We start from the raw sequence: 24,062 nt of genomic DNA on the forward strand, positions 1-24,062 counted from the left end.
CGGCGCGCGGGCCAAATGCCGGGGACACCGCCTTGGTCAACATATCGTCATTTTGTGTATCGCCGAACCGTCTTGAAGCTGCCGCTGCTGCTGGCAGCCGGCGCGGCGATGGCTCAGGCACCGCACGCAGCTGCGGACCCACCCCGCGCCTCTGGCGAGTCGAGTCGGTGGTCAGTTGACCGCGCCAACCGGTGGTATCAAGCACAGGGTTGGCCCGTCGGCGCGAACTACAGCACATCGACCGCGATCAACCAGCTCGAGATGTTTCAGCCCGGCACCTACGATCCGCGGCGGATCAACACCGAACTGGGCTGGGCGCGGTTTCATGGACTCAACAGTGTGCGGGTCTTCCTGCACGACCAGCTCTGGGCCCAGGATTCTCGCGGCTTCCAAATGCGCCTGGCGCAGTTCGTCAACATTGCTGCCCGTCATCGCATCAAACCGCTCTTCGTCTTCTTTGACTCGTGTTGGGACCCGTTCCCCAGGCTGGGCCGGCAGCATGCACCGAAACCCGGAGTGCACAACTCCGGTTGGGTGCAAAGCCCGGGTGCGGAACGTCTCGATGACCGCGGCTATCAGCGCGTTCTGCAGTCCTATGTCACCGGGGTGATCAGCCAGTTCCGCAACGACGATCGTGTTCTGGGCTGGGATCTGTGGAATGAGCCCGACAATCCCGCGAATCAGTATCGCAGCGTCGAGCGGAGCGACAAGCTGGAACTCGTCGCAGATTTGCTTCCCCAGGTTTTCGGTTGGGCGCGCGCCGTGGAGCCCAGCCAGCCACTGACCAGCGGCGTGTGGGACGGCGAATGGGGAGATCCCGCTCGCCGTAGCACCATCAGCAGTATTCAGCTCGACAACTCCGACGTGATCACCTTCCACTCGTATGCCAAGCCGGCGACCTTCGCCAGCCGGATCGGCGAGCTTGCGCCGCTGGGCCGCCCGATGCTGTGCACCGAATACATGGCCCGGACCCAGGGCAGCACGGTCGAGGGGATCCTGCCAATTGCCAAGCAGCACAATGTCGGAGCGTTCAACTGGGGTCTGGTCGCCGGAAAGACCCAGACCTACTTCCCGTGGGACTCGTGGAACCACCCCTACACGTCAATCCCGAAAGTGTGGTTCCACGACCTGCTGCGGCCCGACGGGCAGCCCTTCCAGGGCAGCGAAATTCAAACGATCCGGACGCTGAGCACCGGCCAGGTGTCTTAACTCGCCGCCTCTTGTTCGGCGTGCTCGGCCTGTTCGACCGCCGCCAACGCGCCCGCCTGCTGCTCACGCACCCTGCTCATCGCCAGCCGGGCGTAAATCATCTGGCTGGTGATGGCCATCTGCCCGCGCCCGCGACCCAGGAACGACACGGCCCATGCGACCACGGCGGTGAACCGATTCTTATGTCCCACTAGGTAATACAAGTGCAGCACCAGCCAGGCCAGCCACGCCAGGAAGCCGCCGAATTCCAGCTTGCCGACCTGTGCGACGGCGCTGTACCGCGACACCGTCGCCATGCTGCCCTTGTCGAAGTACTTGAACGGCGCCCGCTGCGCCGGGTCGTCGCGGTCTTTCAGTGCGCGCTTGATGCACTTGGTCGCGTAGGTCGCGCCCTGAATTGCGCCCTGCGCCATCCCGGGCACGCCCGGCACCGACATCAGATCGCCGACCACGAACACGTACGGATGTCCTTTGACGGTCAGGTCGGATTCGACGACCACGCGTCCGGCGCGGTCCACCTCCGTCCCGTCGGACTGCTCGGCGAGCATCTTGCCCAGCGGGCTGGCCTGCACGCCGGCCGCCCATACCTTGCAGGCGCATTCGATGCGCCGCTCGGCGCCGTCCTTGTCCTTGACCGCGATCCCCTGATAGTCGACGGCGGTGACCATCGCGCCGAGTTGGATCTCGACGCCCATCTTCTCCAGCCGGCGTTGCGCTTTGAGGCCGAGCTTTTCACCCATCGGCGGCAGCACCGCGGGGGCGGCGTCGAGGAGGATCACCCGGCAATCGGTCGGCTCGATGGTGCGAAACGCCCCGGCCAGCGTGCGGTCGGCGAGCTCCGCGATCTGCCCGGCGAGCTCGACGCCCGTCGGCCCCGCGCCCACCACCACGAAGGTCAGGCGGCGTTGCCGTTCGGTGTGGTCGGTGGTGACCTCGGCGGCCTCGAAAGCGCCGAGGATCCGGCCGCGCAGTTCCAGCGCGTCGTCGATCGTCTTCATACCCGGCGCATACGTGGCGAATTGGTCGTTGCCGAAATACGACTGCTGCGCGCCGGCGGCGACGATGAGGCTGTCGAACGGCGTCACCGTCTGCATGTCGATCAGCTTCGACGTCACGGTGCGCGCCGTCAGGTCGATCGCTTCCACATCCCCGAGCAGTACCCGGGCGTTCTTCTGCTTGCGCAGGATCAGCCTGGTGGCCGGGGCGATCTCGCCTTCGGACAAGATCCCGGTCGCCACCTGATAGAGCAGCGGCTGGAACAGGTGATTGGTGGTCTTGGAGACCAGCGTGACGTCGACGTCGGCGCGCTTCAACGCCTTGACCGCAGTCAGGCCGCCGAAGCCCGATCCGATGATGACGACACGGTGACGCTGGGATGCAGGCGGGCTCACCTCATCGAGGCTAAACCGACACACCCGGTCAGGCCAGCGCTCAGTCCTTGTGCTCGACGACGCCGGTCGCGTGCTGCGCCCGGTCCTCGTAGGCCGCGCGAGCAGTGGTGTCGAAGTTGAGGAACACGGTGTCGGTGCCCATCTTCTTGCCCAGCCAGCGCCGGCCGCGAGACGGCAGCAACATGGTGATGATGCCGATGAACCGTGACGAGCCCGGCACGGACACTTGGGCTTTCGGCTTGTCGAGCACCTTGACGATTGCGGCAGCGACGTCCTCAGGCTGCACCGGCTTTGTCGCGGCGGTAGTAGCGGTACCGGAGATCAATTCGGTGTTCGTGAAGGTCGGCAACACGGCGCTGACGTTGACGCCCTGCGGGGCGAATTCGTCGGCCATCGCGCTGGTGAGTCCCACCACGGCGAACTTCGTGCCGGCGTAGACCACCTGGCCCGGGACCGCCACCATGCCGGCCATCGATGCGATGTTGACGATGTGGCCGCTGCGGCGCTTGACCATTTCCGGCAGCACCAGTTGGCAGCCGGTGAGCACGCCGTAGAAGTTGACCTCGATCGAAGAGCGGATGGCCTCGGCGGACTGCTGCAAAAACGGGCCCACCGGCATCACACCGGCGTTGTTGATCAGCACATCGATGTGCCCGCCGCCGTCGGCGCTGGCCTTGTCGAGAAAGGCCGCGAACGATTCCCGGTCGGTGACGTCGAGGGGATGGCCCGACACCGCACCGAGGCCGCTCAATCCCGCGACCGCCTTTTCCAGCACGTCGACGTCGCGGTCTCCGATGACCACCCGCGCACCGCGGGCCAGCAGCGCCTTCGCGGTGGCGTGCCCGATCCCCCGGGCAGCGCCGGTGATGACGACGGTCTTACCCCTGATGTTGTCCATGGCCAGGGACTTTACAGGTGTCAAGTTCGGTGTGGAACCGGGTCTCAGTCTGGTTCGCCGTACTCGTCGAACCAGTACGCGAGCTTGCCGCGGCGGCTGACCGCCCGCAGTCGCCGCTCGGTGGACGCACGTGTCTTGGCGGTGGTGACGATGAGCAGCTCATCACCGGCTTCGATGCGAGTGTCGGGCTGAGGCACGAACGTGCTGCCGTCTCGGATGATCAGAGTGATGGCGCTGGGTTCGGGCAGCCGCAACTCCAGAAGCGAAACGTTGTGCAGCCGGGACGCCTTGGACACAGTCATCGTCAACAGCTCAGCCTCCAGCACGTCCAGCGGCGCCGCTTCCACCTGGATTTCCCGAGTGGCGTCGCGCGAGATCAGCCTCATCCAGTGAGCGATCCAGCCCAAGCTGGGGCCCTGCACCAGGGTGAACACCACCACCAGGATGAAGACGATGTTGAGCAGTCGGTAGCTGTCCGCAACGCCTTCGACGATCGGAAACGTCGCCAGCACGATCGGGACCGCACCGCGCAGGCCGGCCCACGACAGGAACACCTGCTCGCGCAACGGCATCCGGAACCAAGCGAGTGAGGCCACGACCGACAGCGGTCGGCCGAGCAGCAGCAAAACGGCTCCGGTGACGATCGCCGGCACCAATTCACCGGCCAGTTGGCTCGGGCTCACCAGCAAGCCGAGCAGAACGAACAGGCCGATCTGCGCGAGCCAGCCCAGCCCTTGCGCGAAGGACCGGGTGGCCGAGCGATGCGGCAACCCGGAGTTTGCCAGCACAACTCCGGACAAGTAGGCGGCCATGAACCCGCTGGCGTGCAGGCTGCCCGCTGCGGCGAAGGCGACCATGCCCAGTCCGAACGTCGCGAGTGGGTAGAGGCCCGAGGCCGGCAACGCCGCGCGGCGCAGTGCGATCGCACCAACCAGCCCGCACGCCAATCCGATTGCGGCGCCGGCAATCAACTCGTACACCACCCCGGCGATAGCGGGCCCGGGCGCAAAGGTCAGCGGCGTGGCGCTGAGCATCAAGACGAGAATGGCCGCCGGTGCGTCGTTGAATCCGGACTCGGCCTCCAGCAGCCCCGCCACGCGCCTGGGCAGCGGCAGGACCCGCAGGATGGAAAAGACCGCGGCGGCATCGGTGGGCGAAACGATGGCGCCCAGCAGCAGCGCGAGTTGCCAGTTGATCCCGAGTAAAAAGTGCGCACCGGCAGCGGTGACCACCATGCTGACGAAAACGCCCAGCGTGGCCATGACGCCGGCGGGCGCCAGCAGTTTCCGGATATCGGCGAACCGAGTGGTCAAACCGCCTTCGATGAGGATGACGGCCAGCGCCGCAGTGCCCAGGTCACTGGCGAGCTGAACGTCGCTGAAGTCCAGCCCGAGCCCGTCGTTGCCGAGCGCGACGCCGACCGCGAGGAACAGCAACAGGCTGGGCAAACCCACCCGGGCGGCAAACCGAGTGGCGACGATGCTGGCCAGCAGCACAACGCCGCCGATCAGCAGCGCCACATACAGCTGCTGCAGGGTCATGTCATCCTCGTCGGGCCTGCGCACGTGCGACGGAACAACCCGCCTACTGCGTGCAGCAAAGGACACCGGAGTTGCGTTCAGGCCGGTGAATCAGTACCAACGCTAGTGAATGCTGTGGTACTGACGGAGTACCACCCCGGCAACGGCGGTGAGGAGACCAGAGGTGCGGATCGGGATCGCCGGCGCAGGCGCTGTCGGTCGGTCCGTCGCGCGGGAACTGCTCGACGACGGGCACAGAGTCTTGTTGATCGAGCGCGACCCCCGGCACTACGAACCGCGCGCCGTGCCCGACGCGGAGTGGTTACTGGCCGACGCGTGTGAGCTGACTTCGCTCGAAGAGTCCGGAATCGAGATGTGCGACGTGGTCATCACCGCCACCGGCGACGACAAGGTGAACCTTGCTGCGGCTTTGTTGGCCAAGACCGAGTTCGGCGTGGACAGGGTGGTGGCCAGAGTCAACGAGTCACGCAACGAATGGCTGTTCACCGATGCCTGGGGCGTCGACGTGGCGGTCTCCACCCCGACGGCGATGGTCGCCGGCGTCGAGGGCGCCATCGATGTCGGCCACCTGGTGCGGTTGATGGGGCTTCGGCGGGGCCAGGCCAACCTGGAAAAGCTGACGCTCCCTGCGGACAGCCCGCTCGTCGGACAACGGGTCCGTGACTTGGCGCTACCCGAGAACACCGCGCTGATCACCGTGCTGCGCGGCGACCAGGTCATCCTTCCGCAACCGGACGACGTGCTGGAGGCCGGCGACGAGATGTTGTTCGTCGCCGGCAGCGCCGTCGAGCATCAGATCCGGGCGGTCATTCACGGCCTCGACGCCGCAACGAGTTGAGCACGTGCTGCGTCTGTAGGCGGATGTAATCGTCGAGGCTGTAGTTGGGCCCGAAATGCCAGTGTTTCAAGGCCCATCCGTGGGCGAGCAGCATGATGTCGAAGACCACCAGATCCACGTCGGCGTCGCGAAACGTGCCGTCGGCGATACCGGTCTCGACCGCCGCCCGCAGCGGCGCGGCGGTGGCGATCTCCAGTTCTTTGATCTGGGCACGTCCGGCCGCGTCGAGGGTGCGGCTCTCCCGATAGGTCAGCACCACCGCGTCGAGGTTTTCGTCGACGATCTCGATGTAGCGCCGGATCCCGGCGGCCAGTTGTTCGGCGGGATCTGCGCCGGCTGCTTCCATGACCGGTGCCACCTGGTCGCGGAAGGCATCCTGGATCCGCACGATCGTCGCCAGCAGCAGATCCTCTTTGCCGCCGAAGTACTTGTAGATCAGCCCGACGCTGACGTTGGCCTCGGCCGCCAAATCCTGCATGGACATTTGGTGAAAGCCCTTCTGGCCCATCACCGTAACTGCAGCGTCGAGCAGTTGGCGGCGCCGTGAGCTGGCGCGTACGGCGCGCACGGCCTCCTCGACCGGCAGCTCGCCGTAGTCGAGCACCATCAGAAGCCCAGATCCTTGGCGATGATGGTCTTCATGATCTCGGTGGTGCCGCCGTAGATGGTCTGGATGCGCGCGTCGACGAACGCCCGCGACACCGGGTACTCGCGCATATAGCCGTAGCCACCGTGCAGCTGCAGGCAGCGGTCGGCCACCCGCACTTGCAGTTCGGTGGTCCACCATTTCAGCCGGGCGGCTCGTGCGGTGGTGAGCTCACCAGTCAGGTGTTCGGCGATGCAGTCGTCGAGATAGGTCCGGGCGACGTCGAGTTCGGTGGCCAGTTCGGCGAGTACGAATTGGGTGTTCTGAAAGTCGGCGATCGGTGCGCCGAACGCCTGTCGCTGCCGGACATACTCCAGGGTCTCGGCCAGCACTCCTTCGGCGGCGCCGACGGCACCGACGCCCAGCGAAAGTCGTTCTTGGGGAAGGTTGCTCATCAGCTGGTAGAAGCCCTTGCCCTCTTCCTCGAGCAAGTTGTCGACGGGCACCCGCATGTCGGTGAAGGTCAACTCGCTGGTGTCCTGGGCGTGCAGGCCGATCTTCTCCAGGTTGCGGCCGCGGCTGAAGCCCGGTGTGTCCGGCTCGACCACCAGCAGCGACAGGCCCTTGTGCTTTTCGGGTGCGGTGCGTACCGCGATGACGAACAAATCGCCGTTCTGCCCGTTAGAGATAAAGGTTTTCGCGCCGTTGACGACGTAGTGGTCGCCGTCTCGTACTGCTGTCGTGCGGATGCCGGCCAAATCGCTGCCGGTGCCGGGTTCGGTCATCGCGATGCCGAGCACGGTCTCGCCGGTCACCACTCCCGGCAGCCAGCGTTGCTTCTGTTCGGGGGTGGTCATGTCGGTGAGATAGGGCAGCACGACGTCGTTTTGCAGCGAGAACGCGATGGCCTCGGCGGCAGCGCCGGCCCGCTGCAGTTCTTCGATAACGATTGCGTGGTAGCGAAAGTCGTGGACACCCGGCCCGCCGAGGTCTTCGGACACCGGAAAGCCCAGCAGCCCGAGTTTCCCCGCTTCGGTGAACAGCGACCGATCCCAACACCCGGCCCGTTCCCAGCTCTCGTGGGCCGGCAGCACGGTCTGTTGCACGAAGTCACGCACCAACTCGCGGAACTGGTGGTGTTCGCTGGTGTAGCTCAGCGCGCTCATCGGAAGGCGTCCAGGCCGGTGAAGGCCTGCCCCAGTATCAGTTGGTGCATCTCCGGGGTCCCCTCATAGGTCAACACCGATTCCAGGTTGACCATGTGCCGGATCACCGGGTATTCGAGCGATATCCCGTTGCCGCCCAGAATGGTTCGGGCGGTGCGGCAGATCTCGATCGCTTCGCGGGTGTTGTTGAGCTTGCCGAAGCTGACCTGCTCCGGGCGCAGCCCGACGCTGTCTTTGAGTCGGCCCAACTGCAGCGACAGCAGCTGTCCTTTGTGCAGTTCGACTGCCATGTCGACGAGTTTGGCTTGGGTCAACTGGAATCCCGCGATGGGGCGGCCGAATTGGGTGCGCTGGGTGGCGTAGTCGAGCGCGGATTGCCAGGCTGACCGCGCGGCGCCCATCGAACCCCAGATGATGCCGTAGCGCGCTTCGGACAGACAGGCCAGTGGCCCGCGCAAGCCTTTGGCGTTCGGCAGCATCGCGTCGTCGGGGAGCCGAACGTCGTCGAGCACCAACTCGGAGGTGATTGAGGCGCGCAGCGACAACTTGTGGTGAATGGTGTTGGCCGTGAAGCCGGGTGTGTCGGTGGGCACGATGAATCCGCGGATTCCGTCTTCGGTGGACGCCCACACGATCGCGACATCGGCCACCGTGCCGTTGGTGATCCACATCTTGCGGCCGTTGAGCACCCAGTCCGAACCATCGCGTCGCGCACGGGTTTTCATCGCGGCCGGATCGGACCCGATGTCGGGCTCGGTCAGCCCGAAGCATCCCAGCAGCTCGCCGGCGGCCATGCCCGGTAGCCACTGCTGCTTTTGCTCTTCGGAGCCGTTGTTCCAGATCGCGAACATCGCCAGCGACCCCTGTACGGACACCAGTGAGCGGATTCCGGAGTCGGCGGCTTCGAGCTCGGTGCAGGCCAGCCCGTAGTGCACCGCCGACGCGCCACCGCAGCCGTAGCCCTTGAGATGCATGCCCAGCAGGCCGAGCTCGCCGAACTGCTTGGCCAGCTCGCGGGCCACCGGCAGGTCCCCCGCTTCGAACCAGTCGGCGACATACGGCGTGACATTTTCGGCGCAGAAATCACGGACCGTCTGCCGCACCGCGATCTCGTCGTCGGACAGCGACGCATCCAGGCCGAGCGGGTCGTACGGGTCGAAGCTCATCATCCCGCCATCGTAAGTCCGCCGCTGACGCTGATCACTTGACCAGTGATGAACGACGCGGCGTCGGAGGCGAAGAACAGGACTGGCGCGGCGACTTCCTCGGGGCGGGCCAGTCGGCGGAACGGGATCGCTTTGACCAGAGCCTCTCTGAGCTTGTCCGGTTGCGCCGCGAACAGTGGGGTGTCGGTCGGGCCGGGGCACACGCAGTTGACCGTGATCTGGTGGCGGGCCATTTCCCGGGCCAACGACTTGGTCAGCGCGATGACGCCGCCTTTGGCGCCGGCGTAGATGGTTTCGCCCGCGCTGCCTACCCGTCCGGCATCACTGGCCAGGTTGACGACCCGGCCGCCGCCGCCGGTGTCGATCATGCCCGGCAGGAATGCGCTGCACATGTGCACCGGCCCGAGATAGTTGATCGCCACCACCTTTTCGGCGAATTCGGTTGTGGCATTAAGGAACTGATCGGTTCGGTCCCAGCCGGCGGCGTTGACCAACACGTCGGGGACACCGACCTCGGCGTGGGTGCGGTCACGCAGAGTGTCCACTTGTGCGCGGTCGGCGACGTCGACCGGCAGGGCGGTGATCAACTCGGGGTGTTCCTTGGCGGTGGCCTCGGCAGCGGCTTGGTCGAGGTCGGCGGCGACCACCCGGTCGCCCTGGGCGGCGAACCCCAGCGCGATCGCCTTGCCGATACCCGATCCGGCGCCGGTCACCAGTGCGAGCTTGCTCATCTGCGGCTTCTCCTCAGGCCGTGACGTAGCGGCCGAACTCGGCGGGACGCTTTTCGGCGAACGCCTGCGCGCCTTCTCGGCCTTCGTCGGTGTGCACGAAGATCTCCAGCGCCGACATCGCCATGTTGCTCAACCCGGCCTGGTGGTCGGTGTCGGCGTTGAACGACTGCTTGAGGAAACGCAAGGCGGTCGGGCTCTTTTCGGCGATCTCGGCGGCGATCGCCTTGGCCTCGGTCATCAGTTGGTCGGCGGGCACCACGTAGTTCACCAGGCCCCAACGCTCGGCGGTGGCGGCGTCGTAGCGGCGGCACAGGAACCAGATTTCCCGCGCCCGCTTCTCGCCAACCACCCGCGCCAGATACGCCGATCCGAAGCCCGCGTCGAACGACCCGACTCGCGGTCCGGCCTGGCCGAACGTTGCGTGCTCCGCGGCGATCGACAGGTCGCACAGCACATGCAACACATGACCGCCGCCGACCGCGACGCCGTTGACCGCGGCGATCACCGGCTTGGGCACGTCGCGAATCAGCTTGTGCAGGTAGCCGATTTCGAACATGCCGCTCTCGGTGGGCCCGTAGTCACCGGTCTCCGCGCGCTGCTTGACGTCGCCGCCGGTGCAGAACGCCTTGTCCCCGGCACCGGTCAGGATGATCGCCGACACTCGGGTGTCGGCCCACGCGGCGCGGAACGCCCTGACGAGTTCTTCGACGGTCTTGCCAGTGAAGGCGTTGTAGCGGTGCGGTCGGTTGATCGTGATGATCGCCGCGGCGGCGTCGATCTCGTAGGTGATGTCTGCGTAGGGTGAATTGCCGTTCATTCTGGACGAATCTAGATTCATTCTGGGTGGCGGTCAAGCCCGGTACTGTCGCGGCATGCGAGTACCGCGGGCTCTGGGTTGGCTGATCCTCGACGTCCTCGGTGTGCTGGTGTTCTGTGCGCTCGGCCGACGCAGCCACGATGAAGGACTCGACGTTGGCGGTCTGGCGGCGACGGCCTGGCCGTTTTTGAGCGGCACCGTCCTGGGCTGGGCGCTGTCCCGGGCCTGGCAGCGACCGACTGCCCTTGTGCCCACCGGAGTAAGCGTGTGGGCCTGCACTGTCGTTGTCGGGATGCTGCTGCGCAAGCTCAGCTCGGCCGGGGTAGCGGCCAGTTTCGTGGTGGTGGCCTCGTTGGTCACCGCTGTGCTGTTGCTGGGCTGGCGGGCGGTTGGCACCGTGGTGCAGCGTCGCTCCGCGGCGTGACGACGCGTTATGTGCTACGCGGTGTAGCACATCGGTGCTACAGTATCGACATGAAGAGCACCATCAGCCAGCGCGAGTTGCGCAACGACAGCGGCACGATCATGCGCCGGGTCGAGCGCGGGGACAGCTTCACGGTGACGAGAAACGGCGTTCCGGTGGCGGACCTGGTACCGCATGAGCGCACTGGTGCAGGCGAGCGGCCACGTTTCGTCGCAATAGCGGAAATCACTGCCGGCGCCGCCGGACTTCCCGTCTGGGACGCGGAGCATTTCGCTCAGGAGTTGCATGCGCTTGATGACATCGTCGATGACAACGACATCGATCCGTGGCGCAACGCCAGGTAACCGAATGCATGAACGCGTATTGCTCGACACATCCGTCGTGATCGACTTTCCCGCTGATGCCGTCGCCGCGCACGCCGCAACCGCCGCGGTCAGCACCATCACGCTCGCCGAATTGTCTTACGGTCTGCACACCGACGATCCGCTCCTCAACGCCGCTCGCGAGCAGCGATACCACTGGATCGCCAACACATTCGCGCCGATTCCATTCGACGCGACCGCCGCCCGTGTCTATGGCGCACTGTGCGCGAATGTCCGGGCTATCGGCCGAAACCCCAAGCCGCGCCGATTTGACTTGCTCATCGCTGCGGTGGCAGTCGCTTTGGGAGTTCCGCTCATCACCCGTAACGAGGCGGACTTTCTGCGCGTACATCGCACATTGAAAATCATTGCTGTGCCGTGACCCGGGAATGCGGATGGGCGATCCACGGTAGACAGTTAGGTGATGTCGGAAACTCTCCAGTTCGTGCCGGTCGTCCAGGACGATCCGCTGACGCAGCCACTGCTGACCGAGTTGGCCGCTGAGTACGCCCAGCGTTACGGCGGCGCACCGCAGGCCGTGCTGACCTGGCTGCGCGACTATCCCGCAGCCGAATTCAGCCCGCCCGACGGTGGTTGGCTGATCGGCGTGCTGAACGATGTGCCGGTTACCGGCGGCGGCTTTCGTCGTTTCGACGCCGAAACGGCTGAGTTGAAGCGGATTTGGACCGACCGCGCACACCGTCGCTGCGGGTTGGCGGCAGCACTGCTGGCCGAACTCGAGGCGGCGATCACCGCTCGCGGTTACCGGCGGATCTACCTGATGACCGGCGATCGCCAACCCGAGGCTGAGGCGCTGTATCACGCCGCGGGTTACACCCGGCTGGCCGAGCCGCTGCCATCCACGGAACCGGTCTACCCGGTCGCGTTCGCCAAGGAGCTGTCGTGACCGAGCGGCTGCACCTGGGCGTGGCCCTCGACGGCTACGGCTGGCACCCGCAGGCCTGGCGCGCCACCCCGGACCCGGTGGCCGAATCGATGCTCACCGGCGGTTATTGGGCCGACGTGGCCGCCACCGCCGAACGCGGACTGCTCGACTTTCTCACCATCGACGACACGCTGATGCCCCAACCCGGGCGCCGTGAAGCAATCGATCCCCGCCGGCTGGCCGGACGCGGGGACGCGGTGTTGGTCGCCGCCCGCATCGCACCGGCGACCCGGCACATCGGGCTGATCCCGGTGGCCACCGTCACCCACACCGAGCCGTTCCACATCTCCAAGGCCATCGCCACGCTCGACTACGTGTCGCGCGGGCGGGCCGGCTGGCAGGCGCGAGTCAGTGCCACCACCCACGAGGCGGCGCTGTTCGGCCGCCGCGAGGTATCCGGCGACCTGTTCGACGAGGCCGTCGACTATGTGGAGGTGGTGCGCAGGCTCTGGGACAGCTGGGAGGACAACGCGGTGATCCGCGACGCGGCCACCGGTCGCTACATCGACCGCGACAAATTGCATTACATCGACTTCACCGGAAGATACTTCGCGGTCAAAGGCCCGTCCATCACGCCGCGACCGCCGCAGGGCCAACCGGTAGTGGCCGCACTGGCCCATGCCTCGCGCATTTACGAATTCGCAGCCGCCAGCGCTGATCTCGTGTTCGTCACCCCCACCGATGACACCCCGCTGCGGGCAATTCTCGACGAGTTAGACCAGCGGTTGAAGGTCTACGCCGATGTGGTGGTGGCCTTCGGGGGTGACACCGACTTCAGATCGGATGCTCATGTATTTGGCGGCAGCGCAGCAGAATTGGTGGACTTACTACTGGATTGGCAGCAGCAAGGCGTCCATGGGGCGCGACTGCGACCGGCCGTCAACGCCGTCGACCTGCCGGTGATCGTGGACACGGTAGTGCCGTTACTGCAGCAGCGCGGCGTGTTCCGCAGTCGTTACCGGGACGGTGAGACATTGCGCGAGCGGCTCGGGTTGCCGATAGCGCCCAACCGATACGCGGCGGTGCCCACGTGACCAACGTCTCGTTGTCCGTCCTCGACTTGGCGCCGATCAGCGCCGGCAGCGACGCCGCGACCGCGCTGCGCAACACCGTCGACTTGGCGCAGCACGCCGAACGGTGGGGATATCGGCGATACTGGATTGCCGAACACCACTTCGTTGCCGTCGCCAGCTCGTCGCCGGCGGTGCTGATCGGCCAAATCGCCGCCGCTACCAACACGATTCGGGTCGGCTCGGCAGCGGTACAGCTCAGCCACACCACCGCGGCCGCCGTCGTGGAAAGCTTCGGGATGCTCGAGGCCTTCCACCCGGGCCGCATCGATCTCGGCGTGGGCCGCTCCGGGCAACGCCGCAGGACTAACAAGCCGCGCACGCCACGGCCGAAGGTAGAACTGCCTCGCGAGTGGCGCGAGATCGACGGGGTAGTGGTGCCACCGCCGTTCGACCTGCGCACGGTGCTCAACAAAGAACGCGTCCAGGCCACCATGGCGCTTCTGCAGCAACCCGAAGCCGTCGCACCCGACTTCGCCGAACAACTCGGCGACATCTTGGCCATGCTCGACGGTAGCTACCAGACTGAGGGATTCGACGTGCACGCGGTGCCGGGTGAACGAATCGGCTTGACGCCGTGGATCTTCGGCAGCAGCAAGGGCAAAAGCGCGCAGCTGGCCGGCGCGCTCGGGCTACCCTTCGTCGCCAGCTATCACCTCACCCCGGCCACTGCGCTGGAAGCCGTCGACGCCTACCGTGCCGCGTTCACACCGTCGGCGACACTGACAAAGCCCTATGTGGTGATCTCGGCCGACATCGTCGTGGCCGACGACACCGCCACCGCTCGGCGGCTGGCTGCCAGTTACGGGCAGTGGGTGTACTCGATTCGGGCCGGTGACGGCGCGGTACCCTATCCCGACCCAAACGACTGCCCGCCGCTGACCGACGAGCAGCTGGCGGTGGTAAATGACCGGCTGGCAACGCAATTCGTCGGCAATCCTGACGAGGTGGCCGAGCGGTTAACGGCGCTGCAGCGGGTCAGCGGCGCCGACGAGCTCGTCGTCACCTCGGTCACCCACCGCCACGAGGACCGGCTGCGCTCGCACGAGCTGATCGCGCAGCGCTGGGGGCTGTGCGAATGAAGCAAGTTCACCTGGCCGCGCACTTCCCGGGTGTCAACAACACCACGGTGTGGGCCGACCCGGCCGCGGGCAGCCAGATCGAATTCGCCTCGTTCACACATCTGGCCCGCACCGCCGAACGCGGCCTGTTCGATTTCTTCTTTCTGGCCGAAGGACTGCGACTGCGCGAGCACCGCGGGCGCATCTACGACCTGGATGTGGTGGGCCGCCCAGACACCTTCACCGTACTGGCCGCGCTGGCCGGCGTCACCGATCGGATCGGCCTGACCGGCACCATCAACACCACCTTCAACGAACCCTTCGAAGTGGCGCGGCAATTCGCGACCTTGGACCATCTGTCGGATGGCCGGGCCGGCTGGAACATCGTCACCTCGTCAGATGCGTTCACCGGGGCAAACTTTCGCCGTGACGGATTCCTCGACCACGCGGACCGATATTAGCGTGCCGAGGAATTCCTTGCAGTTGCACGCCAATTCTGGGACAGCTGGGCGTCCGACGCCATAGTGGCCGACATCGACGCCGGCATCTACGTCGATCCCAGCCGCATCCGGACCGTCGAACATCATGGTCCGCAATTCGATGTACGTGGGATGGCGACACTGCCGGCCGGTCCGCAGGGCCATCCAGTGCTGCTGCAAGCCGGCGACTCCCCGGAAGGCCGAACCTTCGGGGCGCGGCACGCAGACGCCATGTTCACGCTGCATGGCTCGCTGGAGGACGGGCAACGTTACACCGCCGACGTCAAAGGCCGCGCAGCTGCGGCCGGCCGAGACCCCAACGCGCTCAAAGTGTTTCCCGCAGCCACCTTCGTGCTCGGCGACACTGCTGCCGACGCGGCCGAGAAGGCGCGGCACATCCGTTATCAGCAAGTCAGCGGCCCGACCGCGATCGCCATGCTCGAACAGGTGTGGGGCCGCGACCTGTCGGCCTACGACCCCGACGGCCCGCTGCCCGACGTCGAACCAGCCGGTGACACCGGCATCACGCAGGGCCGGGTGCGGCACGGCGACCCAGTCGCGGTGGCCAAGCTCTACCGGGACCGTGCCCAGGCAGAAAACCTGACCATCCGCGAACTGGTGATCGCCGTGACCAGCCGGCAGCAATTCGTCGGGACTGCCGCCCAGATCGCTGACGAGATGAACCGCTACGTGCAAGCCGATGCCTGCGACGGGTTCATCCTGGTGCCACACCTGACCCCGCATGGCCTCGACGAGTTCGTCGACCGGGTTGTCCCGCTATTGCAGGACCGCGGTGTCTACCGCACCCAATACACCGGCCGAACTCTGCGGGATCACCTCGACGTTCAGCCGGCCATGAATTCGTCGTAGGCCGACTGCAGCTCGGGTGAGAGCACCGTGGTGTTGCACTGGCGTTGCGTGTCGCCGATCGGTGCCAGGATGCCTCGCAGGTCGTGGTATTCCTGCGGGTGGCCGGTGAAGTAGCTGCGCAGATTGGCCGCCGCCTCCGGACGCGGCCGGCTGAACGCATCCGTCACCGCGGCGTTGGCATCCGGGTGGCCGTTGAGGTACTGGCGAGCCGATCCGGTCGCCGAGTTGACGGTGTTCTGCACCCCCGCAGGGCTGCAGTCCGGCGCTGCGGACGCCGTCGGCGCCGCAATCGTGGTTGCAGCCAGGCTCCCGAGAAGGCAGCAGGCAGCAGAGATGCCGGCGGCGTGCCGGCGCGCGGTCATACCACGGAGTTTCGTCATTGGTTGTTTCCTCGAATTGCACATTGGCTGTGATTTGTGATCGCCCGCCTCCTGCTCAAGCGGGGGGCTGCGATGGCCCGACGCCCAAAGTACGCGCGGCTCGAAGGGCGTCAACTGTGTGAAAGTCCGCGAAAAGCGCTGCCGCGGTGCGGCACCGGCGCGCGCGCGTGAAATAAGTCTCAATTGCGGCCGTTTTCGGTAAGCAATCGACCAGAGCGGTAGCGAAAGTGTGAGAGCTCTTAACGAATCGTGATGTGCACCGTGACCGAATTGTGACCGCGCTCAGCGGCCTTGGGCCAGCGCGCGGGCCTGTTCGGCGGCTCGACGGACCGGACCGCGCCACAAGTCGCCGTGACCCGGAGCCAGGATTTCGGTCTCCAGCAATCCCAGCGCCGCCAGGCTGCGAATGCAGTTGTCCTGGCTGTGGCTGAACACCGCCGGCAGCAGCTGTGGGCCGCTGCGGGCCAGCAACGGATGTCCGGTGATCAAGGCATCGCCGCTGGCCAGCACACCGTCGACCAGATACGAGCAGTGTCCGCCGGTGTGCCCGGGCGTGGGAATGGCCATCGGTTTGCCGGGCAGGCCCGCGGCCACCTCCGCGGTCAACGGCTGCGCGGTCGGGATGCCTTCGCGAGTCAGGCCGCCGCTGCGGACCACGTGCGCGGCCCACACCGCCCAGCGGGGCCGCCAAATCCGCAGCGCGACGTCCAACGGCGACGCCTGCTCCAGATACTCCCGCTTGGTGTGGCCCACCTCGTCGGGATGGCAATAGACCGGGGTGCCGTGGGTTTTGGCGAACCAGATCGCCGAGCCCAAGTGGTCGATGTGGGCGTGGGTGAGCAGGATCGCGCGGACATCGCCGGCCTGATATCCCAGTTCACGCAGCGAGGCCAGCACGTCGTCGCGGTCACCGGGATAGCCCGCGTCGATCAGCATGACCCCGGTGTCGTCGGTGACCAGCAGCCAGTTGACCGCCTCGCCCTGGGCGAGATGCACGGTTCCGGTGATCGGAACAAGCCTCGGGAGCGCCGGTGCCATGTTGGCGAGTCTAAGGGTGGAGTAGAAACGACAGCGTGGCTGAACTGAAACTCGGATACAAGGCATCGGCGGAACAATTCGCGCCGCGGGAGCTCGTCGATCTGGCGGTTGCCGCCGAGGCTCACGGGATGGATAGCGCCACGGTCAGCGACCATTTTCAGCCCTGGCGGCACGAGGGCGGGCACGCCCCGTTCTCGCTGTCCTGGATGACCGCGGTCGGTGAGCGCACCAAGCGCATCACGCTCGGCACCTCGGTGCTCACGCCGACATTCCGCTACAACCCCGCCGTCGTCGCCCAGGCGTTCGCCACGATGAGCTGCTTGTACCCGGACCGCATCTTCCTGGGGGTGGGCACCGGGGAAGCGTTGAACGAGATCGCCACCGGCTACGAGGGCGACTGGCCGGAGTTCAAGGAGCGCTTCGCGCGGTTACGCGAATCGGTGCGGCTGATGCGCGAGTTGTGGCGCGGCGACCGGGTCGATTTCGACGGCGACTACTACCGGCTCAAAGGGGCGTCGATCTACGACGTGCCCGAGGGCGGGGTGCCGATCTACGTCGCCGCCGGCGGCCCGGCGGTGGCCAAGTACGCCGGGCGGGCCGGCGACGGCTTCATCTGCACCTCCGGCAAGGGTGAGGAGCTGTATCGGGAGAAGCTCATCCCGGCCGTGCACGAGGGTGCCGCCGCCGCTGACCGCAATGTCGAGGGCATCGACAAGATGATCGAAATCAAGATCTCCTACGACACCGACCCGGAGCTGGCGCTGGAGAACACCCGATTCTGGGCGCCGCTGTCGCTGACCGCCGAGCAGAAGCACAGCATCGACGACCCGATCGAGATGGAGAAGGCCGCCGACGAACTGCCGATCGAACAGGTCGCCAAACGCTGGATCGTGGCGTCGGACCCCGACGAGGCCGTCGAAAAGGTCGGCCAGTACGTCACCTGGGGCCTCAACCACCTGGTGTTCCACGCGCCCGGTCACGACCAGCGCCGGTTCCTGGACCTCTTCGAGAAAGACCTCGCGCCGCGCTTGCGGCGGCTCGGCTGACGTGGCCACGTCGGGCGGCGTCTACATCACCTCGCCGGAAGGCGACACCGGCAAGTCGACGGTCGCGCTCGGGGTGGTGCACCTGCTGACGGCCACGGTGGCCCGGGTCGGCGTGTTTCGCCCGATCGTTCGTGGTGGCGCGGAGCGCGATTACATCCTGGAGTTGCTGCTCTCCCACGCCACCGCCGACCTGAGTTATGACCAGTGTGTCGGCGTCGGCTACCAGCAGTTGCACGACGACACCGACGGCGCGATCGCCGAAATCGTCGAACGGTTCCACGCAATGGCCGATGCGTGTGACGTGGTGGTGATCGTCGGCAGCGACTACACCGACGTCGCGACTCCCACCGAGCTGTCGGTCAACGCCCGCATCGCGGTGAACCTCGGGGCGCCGGTGGTGTTGACCGTGCGTGCGAAGGACCGGACCACCGACGACGTCGTCCGCGTCGTCGACGTGTGCCTGGCCGAACTCGCCGCCCAGCATGCTCACACCGCGGCGGTAGTCGCCAACCGCTGTGCGCCGGCTGATGTTTCGGCGGTGGCTGCGGCGCTGCAGCATTTCGAACCGCAAACCTACGTGCTGCCCGACGAACCGCTGCTGGTCGCACCGACCGTCACCGAGATGCAGCACGCCGTCGACGGAACACTGCTCAGCGGGGACAGTGCCTTGCTGGATCGTGAAGTGAGCGGTGTGCTGGTGGCCGGTATGACCGCCGAACATGTGCTGGAGCGGCTGACCGAGGGCGTCGCGGTGATCACCCCCGGCGATCGCTCCGACGTCGTGCTCGCGGTGGCCAGCGCCCATGCGGCCGAAGGCTTTCCATCGCTGTCCTGTCTCATTCTCAACGGCGGGCTGGAGCCACATCCGGCGATCGCGGCGCTGGTGTCCGGGCTGGGGCTGCGGTTGCCGATCATCGCGACCACCACCGGCACCTTCGAAACGGCCAGCGCCGCCGCGACAGCTCGCGGCTGGGTGACCGCGACGTCGCAACGCAAGGTCGACACCGCGTTGGCATTGATGGAACGCAATGTCGACGTCTCGGACTTGTTGGCGCGGTTGGCGATTCCGATTCCGTCCGTCACCACGCCGCAGATGTTCGCCTACCAGGTGCTGGAACGAGCGCGTTCGGACCGCAAGCGCATCGTGTTGCCCGAGGGCGACGACGACCGCATCCTGCACGCGGCCGGGCGGCTGCTGCGACGACGGGTAGCGGATCTGACCATTCTCGGCGACGAAGCCGAGATCCGGTCCCGCGCAGCAGAGCTCGGGGTCGACCTGTCCGACGCCGAGGTGCTCGATCCGAGCAGTAGCGAGCTGCGCGACAAGTTCGCCCACCAGTACGCCGAGCTCCGCAAAGCCAAAGGGGCCACGGTCGACTGGGCGGGCGAGGTCATGCAGGACGTGTCGTACTTCGGCACGATGCTGGTGTACAACGCTCACGTCGACGGCATGGTCTCCGGTGCGGCGCACACCACCGCGCACACGGTCCGGCCCGCGTTCGAGATCATCCGGACCGCGCCCGACGTGGCCACGGTGTCCAGTATTTTCCTGATGTGCCTGCCCGATCGGGTGTTGGCGTACGGAGACTGCGCGATCGTCCCGGATCCGACGGTCGAGCAACTGGCCGACATCGCGATCAGTTCGGCGCGCACCGCCGCCCAGTTCGGCATCGAACCGCGGGTCGCGATGTTGTCGTATTCCACCGGCGAGTCCGGCTCCGGCGCCGACGTCGAGAAAGTCAGGTCGGCAACGGAATTGGTGCGCAACCGGGAGCCTGATTTGCTGGTCGAAGGCCCCATCCAGTACGACGCCGCCGTCGACCCGTCGGTGGCGGCCACCAAGTTGCGCGACTCGGCGGTCGCCGGCCGGGCCACCGTGCTGATCTTCCCGGACCTCAACTCGGGCAACAACGCCTACAAAGCCGTGCAGCGCAGCGCCGGCGCCATCGCGGTGGGTCCGGTGCTGCAGGGCTTGAACAGACCGGTGAACGACCTGTCCCGCGGGGCATTGGTCGAGGACATCGTCAACACCGTGGCCATCACTGCTATCCAGGCCCAAGACACATGACCGGGCGTGGTGTGCTGGTGATCAACTCCGGCTCGTCGTCGCTGAAATACCAGCTGATCCAACCCGATTCGGAAACATCGCTGGCCGAGGGCATCATCGAGCAGATCGGCGAGCCGTCGTCGCCGGTCGCCGACCACGACGCGGCGCTGCGGGCGGCATTCGACCGGTTGGCCGACGACGGCATCGACCTGAACGATTGCGGACTGGCCGCGGTCGGGCATCGCGTTGTCCACGGTGGCACCAAGTTCTATCGCCCCACCATCCTCGACGACGCAGTGGTCGCCGCGCTGCAGGACTTGTCGTCGTTGGCGCCGCTGCACAATCCTCCGGCGCTCAGCGGTATCGAGGTGGCCCGCAAGATGCTGCCGCAGCTACCGCATGTCGCGATCTTCGACACCGCCTACTTCCACGACCTGCCCGCGGCAGCCGCGACCTACGCCATCGACCACGAGTTGGCCGAGAAGTGGCGGATCCGCCGGTATGGTTTTCACGGCACGTCGCACCAGTACGTCAGCGAGCAGGCCGCGGCGTTTGTAGGCCGACCGCTGGACACGCTGAATCAGATTGTGCTGCATCTGGGTAACGGCGCGTCAGCATCGGCGATCGCGGGCGGGCGGCCCGTCGACACGTCCATGGGTCTGACTCCGTTGGAGGGTCTGGTGATGGGCACGCGCAGCGGTGACATCGACCCCGGCATCATCGGCTATCTGTGTCGGGAAGCCAAGCTGAGCGTCGACGATGTCGAGTCGATGCTCAACCAACGCTCCGGGATGCTGGGACTGGCCGGTGAGCGCGACTTCCGCCGGCTGGGGGAGATGATCCAATCCGGCGATGCCACAGCACAGTTGGCCTATGACGTGTTCGTGCACCGGCTACGCAAGTACGTCGGCGCGTACTTGGCGGTGCTCGGGCATACCGACGTGGTGACGTTCACCGCCGGCATCGGCGAGAACGTGCCGGCGGTGCGTCGCGATGCACTGATCGGACTTGGCGCGCTGGGAATCGAGATCGACGAACGGCGCAATGACAAACGTGGCAGCGATGCGCGACGGATTTCCACCGACGACTCAGCCGTTGCCGTGCTGGTGATTCCGACTAATGAAGAGTTGGCCATCGCCCGCGATTGTCTCAGCGTGATTTAAGACGGTACGTCGTACCTAAAGGCTAGAGTTTGGAATTGCTTGGGACTTTAGGGGACACGCAATGGGGCAGCAGCCCGATGACGCACGAGTCGGGACGCGATTCGGCCGCTACGAGATACGGGCGGTGCTCGGCCAAACCGGCGTGGGCCGGGTTTACCAGGCCGTGGAAACCGGGCCGGACACGGCCGGGGAGCGCACGGTCGCGGTTACCGTGTTGCCGCCCACCCTGGATCGCGAGCGGTTCTTCCGCGAGTTGCCGATTGTGGCGGGACTCTCAGATCCGCACCTCCTGCCGGTTCGCGATTGGGGCGAGACCGACGGCGTGGGCTATATCGCGACGGCGTCGACATCCGGTGAAACATTGCGGTCGCTGCTGACCATGTATGGACCGATCGCCCCGGCTCGCGCGGTGGCGATCGTCGAGCAGCTCGCCGCGGTCCTCGACGTCGCTCACGCGGCCCGGCTGACCCACCGGGATATCAAGCCGGAGAACATCCTTGTCACCGGCGACGACGTCGTGTACCTCCTCGGCCTCGGCATCGCCGACACAGCACTCGACGGACGGGGGCCGACGGCGGGCACTTATGCGTACACGGCGCCGGAGCGTTTCGACAACGAGCGGCCGACCAGCCGCGCCGACGTGTACTCGCTGACCGGCGTGCTGTGCGAAATGCTGACCGGTGACAGCCCCTTTGCCGGCGCGGTGACGGTGAGCCAGGTGATCAAGGCGCACCTGACCGCCGCACCGCCCAAGCCCAGCCTGCTGCGGCCGCGTGTCATCCCACCTCGATTCGACGCCGTGATCGCGCGCGGGATGGCCAAGAATCCGCAGCAGAGGTTCGCCACCGCTGGCGATCTGGCCCGCGCTGCCCGCGATGCGCTCTCGGCGCCGCCGCACGACGCACCGACGATGGTTCGTCGCACCACCGACCATCCCCCGGCGCGCATCCGCAATCGGCCCGCGGAGCCGATCCCCGAGTTCGACTTCTCTTCGGACGAGGTCGCCGAGCCCGGGCCGCAGGGTCCGAAGCTGCTGCCGCTGGCGATCGTGGTGGTGGTGCTGCTGTTGACCGTCATCGGCCTGCTGGTGTGGTGGATCGCGTCGTCGGGCAGTGACCAGCACGGCCGAGGTGCGAGATCCACACCGACGACGTATCAACCAGGCGTGCTTCCGTTCAGCGGTCTCACCGGACCGGAGGGTGTGGCCGTGGACGCGTCGGGCAACGTGTACGTCACCAACATCGACAACGACCGGGTGATGAAGCTGGAGGCCGGCTCGACCCACCAGACCGTGCTGCCATTCACCGGCCTGAAGGAACCGTATGGCTTGGCGGTAGACACGGACGGCGGCGTGTACGTCGCCGACACCGACAACGATCGGGTGCTGAAGGTGGCGGCCGGGTCGGATAGCCAGACGGTGGTGCCGTTCACCGGACTCAAACGCCCGGCGGGTTTGGCGGTGGATGGGTCGGGCAGCGTCTACGTCGTCGATACCGGTCACGATCGGGTGCTGAAGCTGCAGGCCGGGTCGGAGGACCAGACGGTGTTGCCGTTCAACGACCTGGAACGGCCGAAGGGCGTGGCCGTCGATGGGTCGGGCAGCGTCTACGTCGTCGACACCGGCAACAATCGGGTGCTGAAGCTGGCGGCGGGGGCGGCCGGCCAGACGGTGATGCCGTTCACCAGCCTCAAAGATCCGTCCGGTTTAGCCGCCGATGCAGCCGGCAACGTCTACGTCACCGACGGCAGCAGGCTGGTGAAGATGGCGGCCGGTTCGACCAAGCAAACCGTGCTGCCGGCCAGCGATCTCGGCTACACCAGGGGAGTGGCGGTGGATGCCTCGGGCAACGTCTACGTCACCGACTACGGCAACGATCAGGTGGTGAAGCTGACGCCGGGCTGAGCCTGTGGACTGAGGTCGGCGCCGCATCGGGTCTGCGTGCAATCCTCCGGCATGTGCGGGACGGGACGCAGCCCTTTCCTCGGCAGTGCGGCGATGGCGGGTGGGGTGGTGAACCGGCATCAACTGCGGTCGCGCTATCGCGTCGTGTTCCCGGATGTCTACGTGCCGAAGGACCGTCAGGTGTCGCTCGAGCAGCGCATTGCAGCGGCCTGGCTATGGGCGGATCGTAAGGCGGTCATCGCGGGAGCCGCCGCTGCGGCGCTGCACGGCGCCAAGTGGATCGATGTCGACATCCCGATCGAGTTGATCCATCCCAATAATCGCCCACCGCAAGGCATTGTGACCCGGCGCGACGTATTGGGCGATGGCGAAGTGACTGAGGTGGCCGGGTTCACGGTCACCAACCCGGCGCGGACCGCGTTCGACATCGGTCGGCGGGAGCCGCGGCGAGCCGCGGTGGCGCGACTCGATGCACTCGCGCGTGCTACGGGTTTCACACCAGACGACGTCGCAGCCGTCGCCGAGCAGCATCGCCACGTGCGTGGGCTGCGACGGTTGGAGACGGCGTTGGATCTGGTTGACCCCGGGGCGCAGTCGCCGCGCGAAACCTATTTGCGGCTGCTGCTCGTCGACGCTGGATTGCCCCGGCCGCAAACGCAAATCGCGGTGGCTGGTGGCGACGGTCTGACGGTGGCCTACCTCGATTTGGGCTGGCCGGAATACATGGTGGCAGTCGAATACGACGGCGACCACCATCGCAGCGATCGAGCGCAATACGTCAAGGACATTCGGCGGCTCGAGATGCTCGAACGCATGGGCTGGCTGGTGATCCGAGTAGTAGTCGAAGATCGGCCGGTCGATATCCTGCGGCGGGTGCGACGCGCGCTGCAAGCGCGGGCATCGACTGTGCGCTAACGGTTTTGAGTGTGA

Annotated in this window: 23 protein-coding genes and 1 pseudogene; 14 read left to right on the plus strand and 10 right to left on the minus strand. The window is 66.3% G+C overall.

From position 1 onward, the window contains the following. The first annotated feature begins 54 nt into the window (after positions 1 to 54). Entirely contained in the window at positions 55 to 1,209 is a 1,155-nt protein-coding gene (locus tag A5707_RS16350; RefSeq protein ID WP_065015505.1) for a 1,4-beta-xylanase, read from the plus strand. On the opposite strand, the gene A5707_RS16355 is transcribed toward A5707_RS16350, so the two are convergent. From A5707_RS16355 to A5707_RS16365, 3 genes are read right to left on the minus strand one after another with little or no spacing between them, the layout of a single operon-like run. After that, positions 1,206 to 2,600 (minus strand): NAD(P)/FAD-dependent oxidoreductase, encoded by a 1,395-nt coding sequence (locus A5707_RS16355; RefSeq protein WP_065015506.1) that lies wholly within the window; start codon positions 2,598 to 2,600, stop codon positions 1,206 to 1,208. The two genes, A5707_RS16350 and A5707_RS16355, sit on opposite strands and share 4 nt — an antisense overlap. 40 nt (positions 2,601 to 2,640) lie before the next feature. Then, a complete protein-coding gene (locus A5707_RS16360) occupies positions 2,641 to 3,498 on the minus strand; it encodes an SDR family oxidoreductase (RefSeq protein ID WP_065015507.1) in 858 nt (285 codons plus the stop codon). 44 nt (positions 3,499 to 3,542) lie between these two features. Next, positions 3,543 to 5,039 (minus strand): potassium/proton antiporter, encoded by a 1,497-nt coding sequence (locus A5707_RS16365; RefSeq protein ID WP_065015508.1) that lies wholly within the window; start codon positions 5,037 to 5,039, stop codon positions 3,543 to 3,545. A gap of 163 nt (positions 5,040 to 5,202) precedes the next feature. Here A5707_RS16365 and A5707_RS16370 point away from each other — a divergent pair, with 163 nt between their 5' ends. Further along, entirely contained in the window at positions 5,203 to 5,877 is a 675-nt protein-coding gene (locus A5707_RS16370) for a potassium channel family protein (RefSeq protein ID WP_065015509.1), read from the plus strand. Here A5707_RS16370 and A5707_RS16375 read toward each other — a convergent pair. Genes A5707_RS16375 through A5707_RS16395 form a run of 5 tightly spaced genes read right to left on the minus strand, consistent with a single transcriptional unit; the run spans position 5,846 to position 10,343 of the window. After that, entirely contained in the window at positions 5,846 to 6,484 is a 639-nt protein-coding gene (locus tag A5707_RS16375) for a TetR/AcrR family transcriptional regulator (RefSeq protein ID WP_065015510.1), read from the minus strand. The two genes, A5707_RS16370 and A5707_RS16375, sit on opposite strands and share 32 nt — an antisense overlap. After that, positions 6,484 to 7,629: an acyl-CoA dehydrogenase family protein gene (locus A5707_RS16380; protein WP_065015511.1), complete on the minus strand. Its 1,146-nt coding sequence runs from the start codon at positions 7,627 to 7,629 to the stop codon at positions 6,484 to 6,486. Before A5707_RS16380 ends, A5707_RS16375 begins: the two co-directional genes overlap by 1 nt. Then, positions 7,626 to 8,798, minus strand: coding sequence for an acyl-CoA dehydrogenase (locus A5707_RS16385; RefSeq protein ID WP_156658035.1), 1,173 nt, complete (start codon positions 8,796 to 8,798; stop codon positions 7,626 to 7,628). The genes A5707_RS16380 and A5707_RS16385 overlap by 4 nt, the downstream gene beginning before the upstream one ends. Next, complete coding sequence (locus A5707_RS16390; RefSeq protein ID WP_065015513.1) at positions 8,795 to 9,526, minus strand: SDR family NAD(P)-dependent oxidoreductase; 732 nt, start codon at positions 9,524 to 9,526, stop codon at positions 8,795 to 8,797. Before A5707_RS16390 ends, A5707_RS16385 begins: the two co-directional genes overlap by 4 nt. Before the next feature lie 13 nt (positions 9,527 to 9,539). After that, entirely contained in the window at positions 9,540 to 10,343 is an 804-nt protein-coding gene (locus tag A5707_RS16395; protein WP_065015514.1) for an enoyl-CoA hydratase-related protein, read from the minus strand. A 55-nt stretch (positions 10,344 to 10,398) separates the two neighbouring features. Here A5707_RS16395 and A5707_RS16400 point away from each other — a divergent pair, with 55 nt between their 5' ends. The 7 genes and pseudogenes from A5707_RS16400 (at position 10,399) to A5707_RS16430 (ending at position 15,555) form a co-directional block, all read left to right on the plus strand. Further along, positions 10,399 to 10,767 carry a DUF3054 domain-containing protein gene (locus tag A5707_RS16400; protein ID WP_065015515.1) on the plus strand — a complete coding sequence of 123 codons (369 nt, stop codon included), beginning with the start codon at positions 10,399 to 10,401 and terminating at the stop codon, positions 10,765 to 10,767. 50 nt (positions 10,768 to 10,817) lie between these two features. After that, positions 10,818 to 11,111 carry a type II toxin-antitoxin system Phd/YefM family antitoxin gene (locus A5707_RS16405; protein ID WP_082969504.1) on the plus strand — a complete coding sequence of 98 codons (294 nt, stop codon included), beginning with the start codon at positions 10,818 to 10,820 and terminating at the stop codon, positions 11,109 to 11,111. 4 nt (positions 11,112 to 11,115) lie between these two features. Continuing rightward, positions 11,116 to 11,511, plus strand: a complete 396-nt coding sequence (locus A5707_RS16410; RefSeq protein ID WP_065015516.1) for a PIN domain-containing protein — start codon at positions 11,116 to 11,118, stop codon at positions 11,509 to 11,511. A gap of 42 nt (positions 11,512 to 11,553) precedes the next feature. Next, positions 11,554 to 12,036 (plus strand): GNAT family N-acetyltransferase, encoded by a 483-nt coding sequence (locus A5707_RS16415; protein WP_065015517.1) that lies wholly within the window; start codon positions 11,554 to 11,556, stop codon positions 12,034 to 12,036. Further along, positions 12,033 to 13,109 (plus strand): LLM class flavin-dependent oxidoreductase, encoded by a 1,077-nt coding sequence (locus A5707_RS16420; protein ID WP_065015518.1) that lies wholly within the window; start codon positions 12,033 to 12,035, stop codon positions 13,107 to 13,109. Before A5707_RS16415 ends, A5707_RS16420 begins: the two co-directional genes overlap by 4 nt. Continuing rightward, a complete protein-coding gene (locus A5707_RS16425) occupies positions 13,106 to 14,227 on the plus strand; it encodes an LLM class flavin-dependent oxidoreductase (protein WP_065015519.1) in 1,122 nt (373 codons plus the stop codon). Before A5707_RS16420 ends, A5707_RS16425 begins: the two co-directional genes overlap by 4 nt. Next, positions 14,224 to 15,555, plus strand: a pseudogene (locus A5707_RS16430) (NtaA/DmoA family FMN-dependent monooxygenase). The gene A5707_RS16425 and the pseudogene A5707_RS16430 overlap by 4 nt, the downstream one beginning before the upstream one ends. Here the strand turns inward: A5707_RS16430 and A5707_RS16435 are convergent. Both A5707_RS16435 and A5707_RS16440 read right to left on the minus strand, forming a co-directional pair. Then, a complete protein-coding gene (locus A5707_RS16435; protein ID WP_156658037.1) occupies positions 15,531 to 15,917 on the minus strand; it encodes a heme-binding protein in 387 nt (128 codons plus the stop codon). The pseudogene A5707_RS16430 and the gene A5707_RS16435 overlap by 25 nt on opposite strands. A gap of 300 nt (positions 15,918 to 16,217) precedes the next feature. Continuing rightward, on the minus strand, positions 16,218 to 16,973 hold the full coding sequence (locus tag A5707_RS16440; RefSeq protein WP_065015521.1) for an MBL fold metallo-hydrolase: 756 nt from the start codon (positions 16,971 to 16,973) through the stop codon (positions 16,218 to 16,220). 35 nt (positions 16,974 to 17,008) lie between these two features. Here A5707_RS16440 and fgd point away from each other — a divergent pair, with 35 nt between their 5' ends. The 5 genes from fgd (at position 17,009) to A5707_RS16465 (ending at position 24,047) form a co-directional block, all read left to right on the plus strand. Further along, the gene (gene fgd / locus A5707_RS16445) at positions 17,009 to 18,019 is read left to right on the plus strand and encodes a glucose-6-phosphate dehydrogenase (coenzyme-F420) (protein ID WP_065015522.1); all 1,011 of its coding nucleotides are present in this window, start codon (positions 17,009 to 17,011) and stop codon (positions 18,017 to 18,019) included. Position 18,020: 1 nt separating this feature from the next. Then, positions 18,021 to 20,087: a phosphate acetyltransferase gene (gene pta, locus A5707_RS16450; RefSeq protein WP_065015523.1), complete on the plus strand. Its 2,067-nt coding sequence runs from the start codon at positions 18,021 to 18,023 to the stop codon at positions 20,085 to 20,087. Further along, entirely contained in the window at positions 20,084 to 21,229 is a 1,146-nt protein-coding gene (locus A5707_RS16455) for an acetate kinase (protein WP_065015524.1), read from the plus strand. The genes pta and A5707_RS16455 overlap by 4 nt, the downstream gene beginning before the upstream one ends. 61 nt (positions 21,230 to 21,290) lie before the next feature. Next, positions 21,291 to 23,132: a serine/threonine-protein kinase PknD gene (locus A5707_RS16460; protein ID WP_065015525.1), complete on the plus strand. Its 1,842-nt coding sequence runs from the start codon at positions 21,291 to 21,293 to the stop codon at positions 23,130 to 23,132. A 51-nt stretch (positions 23,133 to 23,183) separates the two neighbouring features. Next, the gene (locus A5707_RS16465; RefSeq protein WP_065015526.1) at positions 23,184 to 24,047 is read left to right on the plus strand and encodes an endonuclease domain-containing protein; all 864 of its coding nucleotides are present in this window, start codon (positions 23,184 to 23,186) and stop codon (positions 24,045 to 24,047) included. Positions 24,048 to 24,062 lie beyond the last annotated feature (15 nt).

This window comes from Mycobacterium kyorinense, assembly GCF_001672775.1.
Taxonomy (GTDB): Bacteria; Actinomycetota; Actinomycetes; order Mycobacteriales; family Mycobacteriaceae; genus Mycobacterium; species Mycobacterium kyorinense_A.

What these genes read in the sequence shown, in the direction of transcription:
- A5707_RS16415 (WP_065015517.1), top strand. Translation starts at nt 11,554, where the DNA reads ATGTCGGAAACTCTCCAGTTCGTGCCGGTCGTCCAGGACGATCCGCTG.
- A5707_RS16400 (WP_065015515.1), top strand. Translation starts at nt 10,399, where the DNA reads ATGCGAGTACCGCGGGCTCTGGGTTGGCTGATCCTCGACGTCCTCGGT.
- A5707_RS16360 (WP_065015507.1), bottom strand. Translation starts at nt 3,498, where the DNA reads ATGGACAACATCAGGGGTAAGACCGTCGTCATCACCGGCGCTGCCCGG.
- A5707_RS16375 (WP_065015510.1), bottom strand. Translation starts at nt 6,484, where the DNA reads ATGGTGCTCGACTACGGCGAGCTGCCGGTCGAGGAGGCCGTGCGCGCC.
- A5707_RS16405 (WP_082969504.1), top strand. Translation starts at nt 10,818, where the DNA reads ATGAAGAGCACCATCAGCCAGCGCGAGTTGCGCAACGACAGCGGCACG.
- A5707_RS16455 (WP_065015524.1), top strand. Translation starts at nt 20,084, where the DNA reads ATGACCGGGCGTGGTGTGCTGGTGATCAACTCCGGCTCGTCGTCGCTG.
- A5707_RS16465 (WP_065015526.1), top strand. Translation starts at nt 23,184, where the DNA reads ATGTGCGGGACGGGACGCAGCCCTTTCCTCGGCAGTGCGGCGATGGCG.
- A5707_RS16365 (WP_065015508.1), bottom strand. Translation starts at nt 5,039, where the DNA reads ATGACCCTGCAGCAGCTGTATGTGGCGCTGCTGATCGGCGGCGTTGTG.
- A5707_RS16390 (WP_065015513.1), bottom strand. Translation starts at nt 9,526, where the DNA reads ATGAGCAAGCTCGCACTGGTGACCGGCGCCGGATCGGGTATCGGCAAG.
- A5707_RS16380 (WP_065015511.1), bottom strand. Translation starts at nt 7,629, where the DNA reads ATGAGCGCGCTGAGCTACACCAGCGAACACCACCAGTTCCGCGAGTTG.
- A5707_RS16440 (WP_065015521.1), bottom strand. Translation starts at nt 16,973, where the DNA reads ATGGCACCGGCGCTCCCGAGGCTTGTTCCGATCACCGGAACCGTGCAT.
- A5707_RS16385 (WP_156658035.1), bottom strand. Translation starts at nt 8,798, where the DNA reads ATGATGAGCTTCGACCCGTACGACCCGCTCGGCCTGGATGCGTCGCTG.
- A5707_RS16435 (WP_156658037.1), bottom strand. Translation starts at nt 15,917, where the DNA reads ATGACCGCGCGCCGGCACGCCGCCGGCATCTCTGCTGCCTGCTGCCTT.
- A5707_RS16460 (WP_065015525.1), top strand. Translation starts at nt 21,291, where the DNA reads ATGGGGCAGCAGCCCGATGACGCACGAGTCGGGACGCGATTCGGCCGC.
- A5707_RS16410 (WP_065015516.1), top strand. Translation starts at nt 11,116, where the DNA reads ATGCATGAACGCGTATTGCTCGACACATCCGTCGTGATCGACTTTCCC.
- A5707_RS16395 (WP_065015514.1), bottom strand. Translation starts at nt 10,343, where the DNA reads ATGAACGGCAATTCACCCTACGCAGACATCACCTACGAGATCGACGCC.